The organism is Neisseria sp. HMSC068C12 (assembly GCF_001814095.1).
Taxonomy (GTDB): Bacteria; Pseudomonadota; Gammaproteobacteria; order Burkholderiales; family Neisseriaceae; genus Neisseria; species Neisseria perflava.
Map to the genome: position 1 here is coordinate 15,656 of NZ_KV814784.1, position 16,136 is coordinate 31,791.

Consider the following 16,136-nt stretch of genomic DNA (forward strand, 5'->3'; position numbering starts at 1 on the left):
AAGGCCGTCTGAACATTTCAGACGGCCTTTGTTTTTAGGCTTTCTCTTCCGGCTCCGGTACGTCAAACACTTGGCGCAGGTAAGCGAGGAAGGTGTTGTTGGTGGTCATGGTTTTGCCCGGGGAGTCGGAGAGCTTGGCGACGGATTGGCCGTTACACTCGACGAGCTTCAAAACAATGTTCAAAGGCGTGTGTCCCAAGTCGTTGGTCAGATTGGTACCGATACCGAAACTGGTTTTGAAACGGTCTTTGAAGTATTGGTGCAACGCCCATGAACGCTCAATATCGAGGCCGTCTGAAAAGGTCAGCATTTTGGTGCGGCTGTCGATTTTAAGTTTTTTGTAATGCTCGTAGGCTTTGTCGCCCCAAACATAAGGATCGCCGCTGTCGTGGCGCAGGCCGTCGAAGAGTTTGGCGAAGTACAGGTCGAAATCACGCAAGAAGGCATCCATGCCGACTACGTCGGTCAGGGCGATACCGAGGTCGCCGCGGTATTCATGTACCCAGCTTTCCAGCGCGGCTTTTTGGAAATTACGCAAACGTACGTCCAAGGCTTGGAAGGCTTGGAGGAACTCGTGTGCCATGGTGCCGATGGGTGTGATGCCGAGCTTTTTGGCCAGATAAACGTTGCTGGTACCGCGCACGATGTCGGGAGCGGCTTCCAACAAGGTGCGGATAACGTGTTCCTGCCATGCAAGGGTGTAGCGGCGGCGTGTGCCGAAATCGGAAATAAGGAACGGCGGATCATTCGGATTTTGTGTAGCCGCAATTTCCTTCAGCTGTTGCGCTTTGGCCTGCAAACGGCGCTCGCCTTCTTCGATGACGGCAGGCGTTTCCAAGCGGCGGAAATAGAGTTCGTTGACGATGGCAAGAATAAAAATCTCGAAGAACATCGCCTGTACCATCGGGCCTTCGATGCGGATGTTCAGACGGCCTTGATCGTCAGGGCTGACTTGGACGAAGCGGCGTTGGAGTTGAAAAAGTTCGAGATAATCGACAAAATCGCTTTTGATAAAACGCAGGCTGCGCAGATAGTCGAGTTCGTCATGGGTAAAGCGCAGCTGGCACAGGGCGTTGAGCTCGCGTTCCAAGTCTTCTTGAATATCGGCCAGCGGATACACCATCTCTTTGTTGCGGCAGCGGAATTCGTAGAGGCTGTGGGTTTGCGGGAATTGGTGCAACACGACTTGCAGCATGGTGAATTTGTACAGGTCGGTATCAAGCAGGGATTGGATAATGGGCTGATAAGCAGACATAAGTTTTCTCTGAGTAAACGTGGGCGTTGAGGTATCAATTTTAATGGGAAAGGCCGTCTGAAAGAAACCTTATTCAGACGGCCTTTATCTTATTAATCCAGCTGCGCTACGGAAACCGGCAAAGAGCGGATGGTAGACAACATCGTGCTGGCATCTTTTTGCTGTTTGCGGAACGCGGCCATATTGGTCGGGGTCAATTTCGGCGTCGGCAGGGCGACGGTAGTCGGGTTGACCGGCTGGCCGTTGACGCGTGCTTCGTAGTGCAGGTGCGGGCCGGTCGAACGGCCGGTTGTACCGACAAAACCAATCACTTCGCCGGCGCGGACTCTGCCGTCGGCAGGGCTGAACGCGCTCATGTGGCCGTACAGGGTTTCCACACCGTTGGCATGTCGGATCATCACGGTATTGCCGTAGCCGCCTTTCCAACCTTTGAAAATCACTTCGCCGTCGGCAGCAGCCTTAATAGGCGTACCGGTCGGCGCGGCATAGTCGATACCGGTGTGCATACGAACGGTATGCAAAACCGGATGGACACGGTAGCCAAACGGGGAAGAAATGCGCGTGTATGCAACAGGCTCGGTATTAAAGCCTTCTTTTTGTTGCAGGGACTTACCGTTTTGGTCGTAGTAGCTGCCGCTTTCTTCGTCGCCTTTGCCTTGGCTGTAATAATAGGCTTGGTAGGTTTTGCCGTCTTTAACCACTTCAGCCGCCAAAATATCGCCGACCGCCATTTGTTGGCCGCGGAAATACATGCTGTTGTACAAAAGACGCACGGTATCGCCTTCTTTCAAATCGCTCATATTAAACGAGTCGGCAAAGATTTCTTTGAGCTGGATATACACTTCGGAAGGGATTTCGGCACGGAGCATATCGCCGATGGCGGAAGTGCGGATTTGCACAGAACGCAGGGTCGGCATGGTTTTCATGTCGATTTCGGCATTGGAGATGCGCCATTTACCTTTGACTTTTTCCAAAGCCACCAAGTTGCGTTCCAATTCTTCATCAGTAAAGAATTGAACGTCGGTCACTTGGCCTGAAGAATCGATGCGGATGTTGACGGATTGGTTGGTCCGCAGGTTTTTCATGTCGAGGTTGGCATTGTTTTTCGCCATGATTTGCTTGATGTCTTCTTGGTTGACACCCATACGTGTCAAAACGTCTGCCAAAGAGTCGCCGGCTTGGACGGCTTCTTGCGCCCAATAGCTGGATTGATAGGTATTGGTTTCCACATAAACGGCAGGCAGCTCTTCGGAAATACGCTCGACTTTAAAATCGGTTTGTGCAGGTTGAGGGTCGGTAATGGCGTATGCGGTCATGATGCCTGAAGCCGGCAGCAGAAACGCTAAGAGGGTTGCTTTGAATCGAGTGGAATATTTGTTTTTAATCACGCGTTATCCTTAATGGGGCGGTCTGTTTTTGAGGTTTGCAGAATGCCGGCACATCCGGCCTGCTGCGACCGCCTGCTGGTTTAAACAGTTTTGGGGATAAAGGACTTTGAGTCTTTTTTCCGATCTGAAAATCAGGTTTTCATTCGGAATGAATGAGGTCGTGTTTGAGATTGACGTTATTATCAGGGCTATTGTGTTGATTTACACCCTGTTTTTCTGAAATTTACGCCACGCATTTTAGCATGGCAGCCCGTTTTTTCCAAACCGGCCGTCTGAACGGCTCTTTTTGAGTACGTGAGGGCAAGGTTCCGAAACGCATCATTTGTCGCGTAAAATAACGGTTTTTCTATCTATTTGCGCTTATGAAGCTGACCCTCGCCCTCCCCTCACTCAACCGCTTTGCCGACGAATCCGTCCCTGAGCTTGCCTTACCTGCTTTTAACCGTCTTTTGCGTTACGGCACATTACGCAAAGAAACACTCAGGCCGTCTGAATTTTACGGACGCCATTTGTGGGGCGGCAGCCTCATTGCCCAAGTGCAACGTTTACGCCACACAAGCCAAAAACGCACAGCCGCTTTTGCCTCTCCGGTTTGGCAACAGATGGGCATGCACCATGTCAACATTATCAGTGGCGAGTTTATCGGCATCCAAAAAGAGGAGGCGCAACGGTTATGTGCGGACTTGTCGGCGTTTTATCAAGATAAAGATTGGCAATTCGAGCCGCTTTGCGAAAGCATGTGGCTGCTCAGTATGCCGACGATAGAAGATTGGGGGGCGGAATGTGTTTTGGATGTGTGCGGGCAGCCGGAAATGGACGGTCAGGCGCACGGCAAAGATGCGGTGTCTTGGTTGGCCGTGCAGACGGAAATCCAAATGTTTCTCCACTCGCATCCGATTAACCAAGCGCGTGAACAACAAGGATTGCCGGAAATCAACGGTTTGTGGCTGTGGAACGATGCGAACGGCACACAGTCTGCGGATATTGTCGCCTCAGACAGCGCATGGGCGCGTTTTTTAGATACGCCCAAACTCGATGCGCCGTATGATTTGAAGGCTTGGTTTGAGATGGTTCAAGAAACAGGCAGCACAGTTTCAGACGGCCTTATCTTTTTGGACGACTTGGTTTCCACCTTACAGACAGGCGATGTTTGGGCATACAAAGATATTTTGGAAAGCTGGGAAACCCGTTGGTTTTCGCCTTTATGGGACGCACTCGCCTCAGGCCGTCTGAAAACTGTATGCATTACCACAGACGGCGAAAACGGCGGCACGCTGGAAATCGGCCGCCGTTCCAAATGGGCATTTTGGCGCAAAGCTAAAACGTTTAACGGATCGTGGTAAGCGGTTTTAAGCCTCCAACGCCTCCAATTTGGCAGAAATTCTATCCCACACATCCTGCAAAGGAATCGCTTTCAACAAACGTGTCGGATCGTTGGTATCGATACTGTCGGGGTGAGGCAGTTCGGCATAATCGCCGGCATAAATGACTTCGGCCTGCTCGGAATACGGACGCCATTTATCCACCCATGATGCGCCAAACAAAGCGATTTGCGGTTTATCCAAAGCTGCAGCGATGTGCATCGGTGCGGAATCGACACCGACAAACAGCTTGGCGCCCTCAATGGCCGCCGCCAATTCACGCAGGCTCAAACATCCGGACAACACATATACTTTTCTGCCTTCCGGAATATTCAGACGGCCTATAATTTCCTGAAGCATGTATTGTTCGACAGTGTCGGGAGAAGCAGTCAATACGACATTCTGTCCGCTGTTGAGCAGAAGTTGTACGATGGCGGCGTTTTTGCCGTCTTCCCAACATTTGAAATGCCAACGCGCACCCGGGTGCAGTAACACATAATCTTCACCGCTCCACCCCTGCTCACGCAATTTCTGCTGCATGCTTTCCCTTGCATCTTGTGCTACCCAAAGGCGTACCTTCGCATCGGCGACGTCTTCAGGCTGGATAAGCGGCGCAAGGATATTCAATTGGTTTTCAACGATATGATGGCTGGGATCAAGCTCATGGTTGATAAAATCATGACAGAAACGCCACCAAAAACCGTCGCGCTTGATGCAGTCAAAACCCACACTGCAACGGGCGCACAGTTTGGCGATTATTGCCGCGCGCCATTGGTCGGACAGGTTGAAAGCCCAGTCGTAATCGCGCGCCTTCAGCTTAGACAAAAGGTTTTTCTCACACGCCAACTGCTTGAATACGCCTAGCTTCTTCCAATTTCGATCAATGGTCAAAATCTGCGCAATCTGCGGATTATCAGCAATCAGCTGCTCCGTACCGGCATACACCAGCATATCGATTTCGCAATCGGGGAAACGGGTTTTCAGCGCATCGACCACCGGCGTGCTCAAAAGCACATCGCCATGATGGCGCAATTTGATGATCAGAATACGTTTGGGTTGGGCTAAAGACATACAAAACTTTCAGACGGCCTGTTGATTGGCTGCTATTGTAAAGCGGAAAACAGGTTTCATAAAATACAAAACAGGCCGTCTGAAAGCTATCCTGCTGATTCATCGCTATAAAATCCGCACAAGTCATGCAATTTATATTACAATCCGCACCCCGTGGTTCGAAAACCTCCCACATTAAAAAACTAAGGAAACCTCATGTCCCGCAACAACGAAGAGCTGCAAGGCATCTCCCTTTTGGGCAACCAGAAAACCCAATACCCAAGCGAATACGCGCCTGAAATTTTGGAAGCGTTCGACAACAAACATCCAGACAACGACTATTTCGTCAAATTCGTCTGCCCCGAGTTCACCAGCCTCTGCCCGATGACTGGCCAGCCCGACTTTGCCACCATCTACATCCGCTACATCCCCCATATCAAAATGGTGGAAAGCAAATCACTGAAACTCTATCTCTTCAGCTTCCGCAACCACGGCGACTTCCATGAAGACTGCGTCAACATCATCATGAAAGACCTCATCGCCCTGATGGATCCGAAATACATCGAAGTATTCGGCGAATTCACACCGCGCGGCGGCATCGCCATTCATCCGTTTGCCAACTACGGCAAAGCAGGCACAGAGTTTGAAGCTTTGGCACGCAAACGCCTGTTTGAGCACGATGCACAATAATCCTATTCAGACGGCCTAACGCCCTTTTCATTGCAAGACTTTCTCTATTGCACGGTCTCGCAAGGCTTCATGCCGTCTGAAAAAACTTCCGAAAGATTTCCATGTACGAATTTACTGCCGCACAGCAGAAGAAAGCGCTCTTCTGGCTGGTGCTTTTCCATATTTTTATTATCGCCGCCAGCAACTATCTGGTGCAGTTCCCCTTTCAAATTTTCAGTATCTTTACCACTTGGGGCGCATTTTCCTTCCCCTTTATCTTCCTCGCAACCGACCTGACCGTGCGCATTTTCGGCGCACCGTTGGCGAGACGGATTATTTTTTGGGTGATGTTCCCCGCCCTGCTGCTCTCTTACGTCTTCTCCGTCCTCTTTCATGACGGCAACTGGACAGGCTGGGCATCTTTAGCCGAATTTAACACCTTCGTCGGCCGTATCGCATTGGCCAGCTTTTCTGCCTATGCGCTCGGGCAAATCCTCGATATTTTCGTGTTCAACAGATTACGCCGTCTAAAATCATGGTGGATTGCCCCCACAGCTTCTACCGTTGTCGGCAACGCTTTGGATACGCTGGTGTTTTTCGCCGTTGCCTTTTATGCGAGCAACGATGAATTTATGGCGGCAAACTGGCAAGGCATCGCATTTGTCGACTATCTATTCAAACTTGCCATCTGCACCCTCTTCTTCCTGCCTGCCTACGGCATCGTATTGAGCATCTTGACCAAAAAACTGACTTCCTTAAACGTCCGTCAAGAAATGCCCGAATCGGTTTTAGCCAAATAAGCAGTAGATAAAAAACAAGGCCGTCTGAAACTTTAATCGTTCAGACGGCCTTTTATGTTTTAAACAATTAACCGGTTAATTGTTTGGTAATCAGTTTTTTCAGCGGCGGGAAGTTATTGCTTGCACGCAATACCAAACCGCGCAGCAGTTTTGCCGGAGCAGTTTCATTGGTAAAGAGTTTCAGCAGCATATTGGTGCCGTGGTAAATCGGATGGGCGTGTAGCATATGCTTGGTGCTGTATTTTTCCAGCAGGCTCTTCGCACCAATATCCTGACCGCGTTGCTCGGCTTCAAGAACCAATTTAGCCAAAAGATCGGCACTTGCCAGACCCAAGTTGAAACCGTGCGCAGTAACCGGATGCATACCGACTGCGGCATCGCCGATCAACGCGCTGCGTTTGCCGTAGAAACGTTGGGCAATCATGCCGACCAAAGGATAATTGTGAATGGTGCTGACCAATTCCATATCACCCAAACGGCCTTTGAGTTGCTCTTTCACGCTGGCTGCCAACTCTTCCGGCGACATGTTTTTAATCGTCTCGGCTTTATCGCTGTCCACCGTAATCACCGTATTGGTTAAATGCTCTTCCAAAGGCAGCAACGCAATGGTACGGCCGTAGTGGAAGCATTCATATGCGGTATGCAGATTAGACAAAGTATGCTTCATGCGGCACACAAACATAGTGCGGCTGTAATCGTGCATATCGGAAGAAATGCCCAATTGACGGCGCGTTTGCGAGAAGCGGCTATCGGCGGCCAACAACAGACGGCCGGTCAATACTTCGCCGCTTTCCAAAATAACTTGCGCCTCATTGTCGGAAGTTTTAACTTCTTTAACATTGGTGCCGGTCAAGATTTTGACGTTATCCAATTTGGACACGACTTCATAAGCGGCTTTACGGATGTTGTGATTGGAAATCAAATAGCCCAAGCAGTCCGCAGGCTCACCGCGTGCCTCTGTCGGTTGCGGGAAGTGGAGCTGGTAATCGGAATGACCGTTCAACACTTTGGCATCGCGCAAAGGATAAATTTCGTCTTTTGGAATCAAATCCCACATACCCAATCGCTGCATGATTTCGCGCGACAAGTGCGTCAGTGCGATTTCACGGCCGTCATACGGCGGATTTTGCAACACTTCTAAAGGACTTCTTTCAATCAGGGTTATGTTCAAACCGCTTCCGGCCAACTCTGCGGCAAAACTTAATCCGGCAGGGCCTGCGCCGACGACGAGAATATCACTGTGTAAGCTCATGGGAGGAATTCCTTGTATTCAACTGATACGGATTTTTTCAGACGGCCTTAAGTTTACTGTGTTTAGCTACATGAGGGTAAATCAAAGGCATTTGATAGATTATATAGAAAGCATTGATAGAATAAAACAAATGTTATCAATTGTAAGCGCGTTTTTACTTTGGCCTTAATATAAATCAAGCTTCACGACATACGGATTTTATCAAACGGACAAACATTCAGATAAACAAAAACCGCATTCCGAAAAGGGAATGCGGCTTTCAATCGTAAAACGATTATTCTTCAGAACCGGTGTAAGGACGGATGCTGACAGTTTTACGGTTCAGCGCGCCTTTGGTTTTGAATTCAACGTAACCGTCGACTTTAGCAAACAAAGTGTGGTCTTTGCCCATGCCTACGTTGTCACCTGCGTGGAATTTAGTACCGCGTTGACGAACGATGATGGAGCCTGCCGGGATCAGCTCGTTGCCGTAGGCTTTAACGCCCAAGCGTTTGGCTTCTGAATCGCGACCGTTGCGGGTGCTACCGCCTGCTTTTTTACTTGCCATTTGTAATACTCCTGAACTTACTTGAAATTAGGCGATTGCCACGATTTCGATTTGGGTGAAATTTTGGCGATGGCCTTGGCGTTTTTGGTAGTGTTTGCGACGACGCATTTTGAAAATGCGTACTTTCTCGCCACGACCATGAGCAACGACTTTGGCTGTTACTTTTGCGCCTTCGATAAAAGGTGCGCCTACTTTTACAGATTCGCCGTCAGCAATCATCAAAACTTCAGTCAGTTCGATTTGGCTGTCGAGTTCGGCTGGTATCTGTTCTACTTTCAATTTTTCGCCAACGGAAACTTTGTATTGTTTACCGCCGGTTTTTATGACCGCGTACATACTCAACTCCATGAGAATTAGGTTAACATTCCGCACACCATGTGCGAAACGAGCTATTCTATTTCTATTTGCCTATTTTGTCAAAATTTATTTTATTTACAACTGAAAAGGCCGTCTGAAAGATATGTTGCATGCTTTTTAACTGATATAATCACGCGCTGGATTGCTGATATCTTTATGCAACGTTATTACCCCGACCGAATGTACGGGTTTAAACAGATTCATTGGAGCCTCCGCTCCGTTTTATCAACAGAGAATGTTTTATGCTCGAAAACCTGCCTTACTTCCAACGCCACCTGCCCGATGACCTTGCCAAAGTGAACGCGGTCATCAACCAAGCTGTTCAATCCGATGTCGCGCTGATTTCGCAAATTGGCACATACATCATCAGCGCGGGCGGTAAGCGACTGCGTCCGATTATTACCATTTTGGCAGGCAAAGCAGTCGGGCATGACGATGAAAAGCTGTATTCGCTGGCAGCGATGGTGGAATTCATCCACACCTCCACCCTCCTGCACGACGATGTCGTTGACGAAAGTGAATTGCGCCGCGGCCGTAAAACCGCAAACAATCTCTTCGGCAACGCAGCGGCCGTTTTGGTCGGCGACTTCCTCTATACACGCGCCTTCCAACTGATGGTCGGTTCAGGCAGTATGCGTATATTGGAAGTGATGGCCGATGCGACCAACATCATCGCCGAAGGCGAAGTCATGCAGCTGATGAACATCGGCAATACGGATATTACCGAAGAGCAATACGTCCAAGTTATCCAATACAAAACAGCAAAATTGTTTGAAGCGGCCGCGCAAGTCGGCGCAATTTTGGGCAAGGCTTCCCCCGAACACGAGCAAGCCTTGAAAGACTACGGCATGTACGTCGGTACGGCTTTCCAAATCATTGACGATGTTTTGGACTATTCAGGCGAAACCGAAGAAATCGGCAAAAACGTCGGCGACGATTTGGCAGAAGGCAAACCTACCCTGCCATTGATTTACCTGATGCGAAACGGCTCCGAGCAGGCCGCCAACGATGTGCGCTATGCTTTGGAAAATGCCGACCGCAGCTATTTTGAAAAAATCCACGACTATGTCGTCAACTCCGACGCTTTGCCGTATTCGATTTCTGAAGCGAAAAAAGCCGTTGACAAAGCCATCGCTTCATTGGACGTGTTGCCTGACAGCGAAGTCAAAGAAGCCATGATCCAACTGGCAAAAGAATCTTTAGCCCGAGTATCTTAATCCGATGAATTTCAGCTTTGTCCCTTTGTTTCTGGTTACGCTGATTTTTTTGGGCGTCGTCAGCAACAACAACTCGATTACGATTTCGGCGGCGGTATTGCTGCTCATGCAGCAGACGGCCTTGTCGCAATATCTTCCCTTGGTGGAAAAACACGGTTTGCATCTGGGCATCATCCTGCTGACCATCGGCGTATTGAGTCCGTTGGTTTCCGGTAAAATCCAGATTCCGCCGGTTTCCGAGTTTATCAATTTCAAAATGATTGCTGCCGTCCTTATCGGCATTTTGGTTGCCTGGCTTGCCGGACGCGGCGTTCCATTGATGAGCGAACAGCCTGTTTTGGTAACCGGATTATTAATCGGCACGGTCATCGGCGTTGCCTTTGTCGGCGGCATTCCGGTCGGCCCTTTGATTGCCGCCGGCTTATTGTCTTTTTTTGCTGGAAAGGTTTAAAATCCCCTCCTTTACCGCCTCGCCATAGTTCAACGGATAGAACGTATGCCTCCTAAGCGTAAAATACAGGTTCGATTCCTGTTGGCGAGGCCACAGTTTCAAGAAAAGCCTTCATACTTTGAAAGGCTTTTTTATTATCAACAATAAAGGCCGTCTGAAACTTTTCAGACGGCCTTCTCATTTCGCCAAACCGTTAACCCGGACGACCATCCGAACGCGGACGGATCAGCCAAGGAATATATTTCCATGCGTACAACAGCAAAGAGGCGGCAAACAAAGCGGCGGAGCAACGAATACTGTGCGTGTATGCCGTACCGCTCACAAAGGTAGCCAAAACACGGACAACCGTTGCGGCAATCATCAGCCAAAAGGCGACAGGAACCACTTTAGGCGGCGGATAAATGGAGTTGCCGGTATGGCCAAGCGCAGTTCGCGCCATCATGCCCAAAGTCAGCACGCCGATACCGCCAACGCCGATAAGGTGCACACCCAAATTCAGGAAACTTGGAATCCAATAAGAAAGACCGACCGCAATCAAGCCCAAGCCAGTAAACAGATAGCCGGCAAACAAAATCCAAAGCATAGGCTCTTTCAGCACGGCTTTATACCACCAGCGGTACACCTGCACGGTAAAAATCACACCGGCAGCCAACGCAAACAACGCGGCCAGTCCCGGCAAAATGTTATGCGCCATCAGCATGGCGGTCAGCATAGGCAGCCAAAGTGAAGCATGCGCCACCCATTGAGGGCTGGGGATTTGCGGCACGTTCAGGCGTTTGGACGTAAAGAACGAGATAATCCGCATACCGATCAAACCAATAAAACCGGCCACCATAATCAAACCGGATTGCAAACCGGTCATCAGCGCAATGGCATCAAACGGCTGCACTTTCAGATGGAAGGCGAAATGGGTGCCGCCCAAAACAAAAATAGCGAACACGGCAACATAGTTGCGCTTGTTTTGAGAACGAATTACCGGCAAAGCCATGCATACCGCGCCATACCAGAAAAAGATCGTACCGAATATGCCGCTTGCCGTTACCCCCCAACCAGGAATAAACATACAAATGCGGGCCAACAGCCAAAATGCGGTCAAACCGGCCAAAGCCTTACCGCGTGTCGGCGGCTGGCCTGTCCAAGTCGCCACGGCCGTCAATAAAAATGCAATGACAACCAATCCGGCATAGCCCCAAATCATTTCATGGGCATGCCAATAAAAACCCGGCAACTCAGGCGTACCCTGAAAGCCGAAGCCCCAAAGCAGTATAGACAATGCGCCATACAAAGCCGCCAACGAATAAAACGGGCGGAAGGCCATTGCCCAAACCGGGTGTTTGAACAAATCGGTCATGGTGGTTCCTTCAATTTTTATATCATCATAAAACAGCAACAGAGGCCGTCTGAAACTTTTCAGACGGCCATCAATTCCCTTTCCTGTTACACATTCTCAGGCAAAGGCAAAAAAGGTTCAATCGCAGGGAAAAGCTCGCGCTCCTCAAAGCGCGCATGATCGCGCAAAGTGACAGCAAACTCCTTATTCCATGATTCATTCATATATTCAGGATGCGCCATCATCGCGCGTAATTTGGCATGATCGCCTTCAAAACGCTGCCGCAACGCAGGGTCAATTTTATCCCAATACGGCGCAAACATGGTTTCCTCTTCCCAAAAATGTGGCTCAAGCTCAACAAAATGAGGCTCCAGCTCCGCCTGATGGCTTTGATCGGGCGTACGCAGAAGACGGACGCACAACGACAGCGAACCATGATGTTCGCGGGAAAGTTCTATTAAGGCAGGATGGCGTTTCAAGGGCTTCATAAGTTCGTTATAATGGCAACAGTCTGTCAAACTGGATTAATTCAAATGTTTCAGATATTATGAAACCCAATCCCACATAAAGTCAAACAGCCCCTCACCAAGCACTACGCTTTTGACATATAATAAAAATATCTAAAGAGCCAGCCATGTATCTGACCCAACATACCGATTACGGATTGCGCGTATTGGTTTATACCGCCATCAACGACGACACCCTCGTCAATATCGGCACTATTGCCGAGACTTACAATATTTCCAAAAGCCATTTGATGAAAGTGGTTACCTCATTAGTCAAAGGCGGTTTTCTGGTCAGCGTGCGCGGCAAAGGCGGCGGTTTGCGCTTGGCAGACAATCCTGAAAACATCAATATCGGTGCAGTGGTACGCCATCTTGAGCCGATGCAGGTTGTCGAATGCATGGGCGACAACAACGAATGCCTCATCACCCCATCCTGCCGACTGACCGGTATCATCACCGGTGCCATCAAAGCCTTCTTCAATCATTTAGATCAATACTCACTGCAAGATCTGCTGGACAAGCCGACTTACGACATACTTTATACACCGCGCATCCCAATCAACGAAATACGCGGAACGGCCGACTAAATCTTCAGGCCGTCTGAAAACAATCCAGCCATACTGAAATAGTATTACTTAAAAAATAAAAAATGCCGTCTGAAATAAAGATTTTCAGACGGCATTGGTTTACAAAACATTCTACAACTTAAATAGCTGACTTTCATTTGATAGGTTATTTTTTATACTAAATATGTTGAATATAAGACAACAGAAAAACCCAAAATAAGAATAATCATAGCAACCGTAAAATTTATTCTTAATATTTTCAAATAAAATTTATTGGATATTTTTTGTATTCCAAATAGCACTCTGAAAAATTTAAATTGCATACTTCCAATAAATAGATATTCAAAAAAACCTATATCTACCCCTTCTGATTTTAATATTTTATATACTATTACTGAATTAATTATAATTGCAATAAAATACAAAAATACTAAACAAAACAGAAAATAAGGCAATAACTCCACCAAACTACTCCTTCTTTTTTAAAAAGAATTTTCCCTAAAAAATATATTGGACGACATAACCGAATTTCTATACTCGACATTATATTCCAACCCTTCACAAACCAATAAATACAAAAATGCCCGAAGCCAAAAGCCTCGGGCATTTTTAATATTTGGTGGGTCCGGTGGGTTTCGAACCCACGACCAAGGGATTATGAGTCCCCTGCTCTAACCCCTGAGCTACAGACCCGTCAAGAGTAGATGCGGATTATAGCATAACTTGTTGCTTGTTCAAGATGCCGAGCAAATGTTTCAGACGGCCTGTTGGTTTTCTATTCGGGCATTATGCCGATACGCCCAATGCTTCCCAAACTTTCAAAGCGTCCGATGTTGCTTTGACATCGTGAACACGGATGATTTGCGCGCCTCTAGCCACTGAGGCCAAAGCAGCTGCGACGCTGCCGTGTACGCGTTTGGCGGCATCTTGTTCGCCTGTCAGTTCGCCAATCATACGTTTGCGCGATACGCCGATCAGAAGGGGGAATCCGGTTGCTTCCATCAATTCAGGCAAATGTTTTATCAGGGTGATGTTGTGTTGCAGGTTTTTGCCGAAACCGAAGCCGGGGTCCAGCGTGATGCGTTCAGGGGCAATGCCTGCTTGAACGCATTCTGCCGCGCGTGCTTTTAAATAGCGCGCGACCTCTTCGACGACATCTTGATATTGCGGATTAAGCTGCATGGTTTTGGGCAAACCCTGCATGTGCATAAGACACACGCCCGTCTTCGGCTGTTGCGCCAACAAGGCGACTGCGCCTTCATCACTCAATGCGGCAACATCGTTGATAATATCGACGCCGCCTTGTGCCAAGGCTTTTTCCATAATCGCCGTACGGCGCGTATCCAAGCTGACGGGAACATTCCACTTGGCCACTTCCACTAAAACCGGCTGCACCCTGGCCCATTCTTCTTCGAGAGAAACATCATCCGAACCCGGGCGGGTAGATTCGCCGCCGATATCGAGAATATCCGCGCCGTCTTTCAGCAGCTGCTCGGCATGTGTCAATGCTATTGAGACATTTTGCGAATAGGTGCCGCCATCGGAAAATGAATCGGGGGTCAGATTGACGATGCCCATGATTTTCGGTTTGTCCAAGGCGATTTCAAATCGGCCTGCCTGCCAAATGCGTGTGTTCATAATGCTTCCATTGATGAAATAATAGGATAGAGGCCGTCTGAAATTTTTCAGACGGCCTTTAGGTTTTAACTTCAAACAGTCAATTACATTCCGCCGTAATTCGGACCGCTTGCGCCTTCGGGGCAAATCCAAGTGATGTTTTGCGTCGGGTCTTTGATGTCGCACGTTTTGCAGTGGACGCAGTTGGCAGCGTTGATTTGCAGGCGCGGACTGCCGTTTTCTTCGACGATTTCATATACGCCGGCCGGACAATAGCGGGTTTCGGGCGAGGCGTATTCTTTGTAGTTTACGTCTATCATGACTTGCGGATTTTTCAGTACCAAATGGTCGGGCTGGTTTTCTTCGTGCGCAAGGTTGGCAAGGAAGACGCTGCTCAAACGGTCGAAAGTCAACACACCGTCGGGCTTCGGATAATCAATCGGCTTGCATTCGGCGGCTTTTTTGAGCTGCTCGTTGTCTTTGCCGTGATGTTTCAAGGTCCACGGGGCTTTGCCTCTGAAAATCATTTGGTCGATGCCGGTATAGATTGAGCCGAGGTAAACGCCCCATTTAAATGACGGACGGACATTGCGCGCGGCGTAAAGCTCTTGATACAGCCAGCTTTGTTCAAAACGTTGCTGATAATCCGCCGCCTCTTTGCCGCTGTCGAAGCTTTCCACTTCCTCGAGGTTTTCCAACATAGGGAACACGGCTTCTGCGGCAAGCATGGCGGATTTCATGGCCGTATGAATGCCTTTGATGCGCGGCATATTCAGGAAACCCGCCGCATCGCCGACCAAAACGCCACCTTTAAACGAGAGTTTCGGCAGGCTTTGCAAACCGCCTTCAATCAACGAACGCGCGCCATAAGCGATACGGCGGCCGCCTTCAAAGGTTTTGCGGATTTCAGGATGGGTTTTGAAACGTTGGAACTCTTCAAACGGCGACAGATAAGGGTTTTGATAATCTAAGCCGACCACAAAACCGACAGCGACTTTGTTTTCATCAAAGTGATAAATAAACGAGCCACCGTAGGTTTTGCTGTCCAACGGCCAGCCTGCGCTGTGCATGACCAAACCGGGCTGATGTTTTTCAGACGGCACTTCCCAAATTTCTTTAATGCCCAAGCCGTAAGTTTGCGGTTCGCTGTTTTGGTCGAGCTTGAATTGTTCAATGACTTGCTTGGAAAGCGAGCCGCGACAGCCTTCGGCAAACAGGGTTTGCTGCGCCCAAAGCTCCATGCCGGGCTGAAATGAATCGGTCGGTTCGCCGTCTTTGCCCACACCCATATTGCCGGTCGCAATGCCTTTGACCGAACCGTCTTCGTGATACAGCACTTCGGCGGCGGCAAAGCCCGGATAGATTTCCACGCCCAAATTTTCCGCCTGCTCTGCCAACCAGCGCACGACTTCACCCAAGCTGGCAATATAGTTCGCATGGTTGTCGAAATTCGGGGTAACCGGCAAGTTGAAGGCTTTTTTCTCGGTCAGGAACAAAACCCTGTCCTTCGTCACTGTACGCGTCAGCGGCGCGCCTTTTTCTTTCCAATCAGGAATCAACTCATTCAAAGAAATCGGATCGATGATGGCACCGGCTAGCGAGTGCGCACCGGCCTCCGAACCCTTCTCCACCACGCAAACGCTGATTTCGCGTCCATTCTTTTCGGCAAGCTGCTTGAGTTTGATGGCGGCAGACAAACCCGACGGGCCTGCGCCGACAATCACGACATCGTATTGCATACTGTCGCGCTCGATGGTTTCTGTCATAGTG

General features: G+C 49.1%; 16 protein-coding genes, 2 tRNA genes and 1 riboswitch. Of the genes, 7 read left to right on the plus strand and 11 right to left on the minus strand.

Annotated features, from left to right (window positions below; all coding sequences use genetic code 11):
* Positions 1-34: 34 nt before the first annotated feature.
* Positions 35-1,255, minus strand: a complete 1,221-nt coding sequence (pncB, locus tag HMPREF2952_RS01555) for a nicotinate phosphoribosyltransferase (RefSeq protein ID WP_039861840.1) — start codon at positions 1,253-1,255, stop codon at positions 35-37.
* 92 nt (positions 1,256-1,347) lie between these two features.
* Positions 1,348-2,643 (minus strand): M23 family metallopeptidase, encoded by a 1,296-nt coding sequence (locus HMPREF2952_RS01560; protein ID WP_003748435.1) that lies wholly within the window; start codon positions 2,641-2,643, stop codon positions 1,348-1,350.
* 362 nt (positions 2,644-3,005) lie between these two features.
* On the opposite strand from HMPREF2952_RS01560, the gene HMPREF2952_RS01565 reads away from it, so the two are divergent.
* Positions 3,006-3,986: a hypothetical protein gene (locus HMPREF2952_RS01565; protein ID WP_049337014.1), complete on the plus strand. Its 981-nt coding sequence runs from the start codon at positions 3,006-3,008 to the stop codon at positions 3,984-3,986.
* Positions 3,987-3,992: 6 nt separating this feature from the next.
* Here HMPREF2952_RS01565 and rfaQ read toward each other — a convergent pair whose 3' ends face one another.
* Entirely contained in the window at positions 3,993-5,075 is a 1,083-nt protein-coding gene (rfaQ, locus tag HMPREF2952_RS01570) for a putative lipopolysaccharide heptosyltransferase III (protein ID WP_049337016.1), read from the minus strand.
* A 147-nt stretch (positions 5,076-5,222) separates the two neighbouring features.
* A riboswitch (PreQ1 riboswitch) is annotated at positions 5,223-5,267 on the plus strand.
* 3 nt (positions 5,268-5,270) lie between these two features.
* On the opposite strand from rfaQ, the gene queF reads away from it, so the two are divergent.
* Both queF and HMPREF2952_RS01580 read left to right on the plus strand, forming a co-directional pair.
* Positions 5,271-5,744: a preQ(1) synthase gene (queF, locus tag HMPREF2952_RS01575; protein WP_003748427.1), complete on the plus strand. Its 474-nt coding sequence runs from the start codon at positions 5,271-5,273 to the stop codon at positions 5,742-5,744.
* A 101-nt stretch (positions 5,745-5,845) separates the two neighbouring features.
* Positions 5,846-6,523 (plus strand): 7-cyano-7-deazaguanine/7-aminomethyl-7-deazaguanine transporter, encoded by a 678-nt coding sequence (locus HMPREF2952_RS01580; protein WP_049337017.1) that lies wholly within the window; start codon positions 5,846-5,848, stop codon positions 6,521-6,523.
* Between the two features lie 67 nt (positions 6,524-6,590).
* Here HMPREF2952_RS01580 and ubiM read toward each other — a convergent pair whose 3' ends face one another.
* The 3 genes from ubiM to rplU form a co-directional block, all read right to left on the minus strand.
* Positions 6,591-7,775: a 5-demethoxyubiquinol-8 5-hydroxylase UbiM gene (gene ubiM / locus HMPREF2952_RS01585; RefSeq protein WP_004518804.1), complete on the minus strand. Its 1,185-nt coding sequence runs from the start codon at positions 7,773-7,775 to the stop codon at positions 6,591-6,593.
* 274 nt (positions 7,776-8,049) lie between these two features.
* Positions 8,050-8,322 (minus strand): 50S ribosomal protein L27, encoded by a 273-nt coding sequence (gene rpmA / locus HMPREF2952_RS01590; protein ID WP_002212328.1) that lies wholly within the window; start codon positions 8,320-8,322, stop codon positions 8,050-8,052.
* Between the two features lie 27 nt (positions 8,323-8,349).
* Positions 8,350-8,658: a 50S ribosomal protein L21 gene (rplU, locus tag HMPREF2952_RS01595; RefSeq protein ID WP_100066624.1), complete on the minus strand. Its 309-nt coding sequence runs from the start codon at positions 8,656-8,658 to the stop codon at positions 8,350-8,352.
* Positions 8,659-8,921: 263 nt separating this feature from the next.
* Here rplU and ispB point away from each other — a divergent pair, with 263 nt between their 5' ends.
* The 3 genes from ispB (at position 8,922) to HMPREF2952_RS01610 (ending at position 10,440) form a co-directional block, all read left to right on the plus strand.
* Positions 8,922-9,896, plus strand: coding sequence for an octaprenyl diphosphate synthase (gene ispB / locus HMPREF2952_RS01600; protein WP_004518806.1), 975 nt, complete (start codon positions 8,922-8,924; stop codon positions 9,894-9,896).
* 4 nt (positions 9,897-9,900) lie between these two features.
* Entirely contained in the window at positions 9,901-10,347 is a 447-nt protein-coding gene (locus HMPREF2952_RS01605) for a DUF441 domain-containing protein (protein WP_004518807.1), read from the plus strand.
* Between the two features lie 18 nt (positions 10,348-10,365).
* A tRNA-Arg gene (locus HMPREF2952_RS01610) sits at positions 10,366-10,440 on the plus strand.
* Between the two features lie 100 nt (positions 10,441-10,540).
* On the opposite strand, the gene HMPREF2952_RS01615 is transcribed toward HMPREF2952_RS01610, so the two are convergent.
* The gene (locus HMPREF2952_RS01615; RefSeq protein WP_049344489.1) at positions 10,541-11,698 is read right to left on the minus strand and encodes an NnrS family protein; all 1,158 of its coding nucleotides are present in this window, start codon (positions 11,696-11,698) and stop codon (positions 10,541-10,543) included.
* Between the two features lie 86 nt (positions 11,699-11,784).
* A complete protein-coding gene (locus tag HMPREF2952_RS01620) occupies positions 11,785-12,165 on the minus strand; it encodes a hemerythrin domain-containing protein (RefSeq protein ID WP_049344491.1) in 381 nt (126 codons plus the stop codon).
* Positions 12,166-12,311: 146 nt separating this feature from the next.
* Here HMPREF2952_RS01620 and HMPREF2952_RS01625 point away from each other — a divergent pair, with 146 nt between their 5' ends.
* Positions 12,312-12,770, plus strand: a complete 459-nt coding sequence (locus HMPREF2952_RS01625) for an RrF2 family transcriptional regulator (protein WP_004518811.1) — start codon at positions 12,312-12,314, stop codon at positions 12,768-12,770.
* Positions 12,771-13,366: 596 nt separating this feature from the next.
* Here the strand turns inward: HMPREF2952_RS01625 and HMPREF2952_RS01635 are convergent.
* The 3 genes from HMPREF2952_RS01635 to HMPREF2952_RS01645 form a co-directional block, all read right to left on the minus strand.
* Positions 13,367-13,442: transfer RNA gene (locus HMPREF2952_RS01635), tRNA-Ile, on the minus strand.
* A gap of 93 nt (positions 13,443-13,535) precedes the next feature.
* Entirely contained in the window at positions 13,536-14,387 is an 852-nt protein-coding gene (gene folP / locus HMPREF2952_RS01640) for a dihydropteroate synthase (protein WP_070695213.1), read from the minus strand.
* Positions 14,388-14,470: 83 nt separating this feature from the next.
* A complete protein-coding gene (locus HMPREF2952_RS01645; RefSeq protein ID WP_070695214.1) occupies positions 14,471-16,132 on the minus strand; it encodes an electron transfer flavoprotein-ubiquinone oxidoreductase in 1,662 nt (553 codons plus the stop codon).
* Positions 16,133-16,136: the final 4 nt, after the last annotated feature.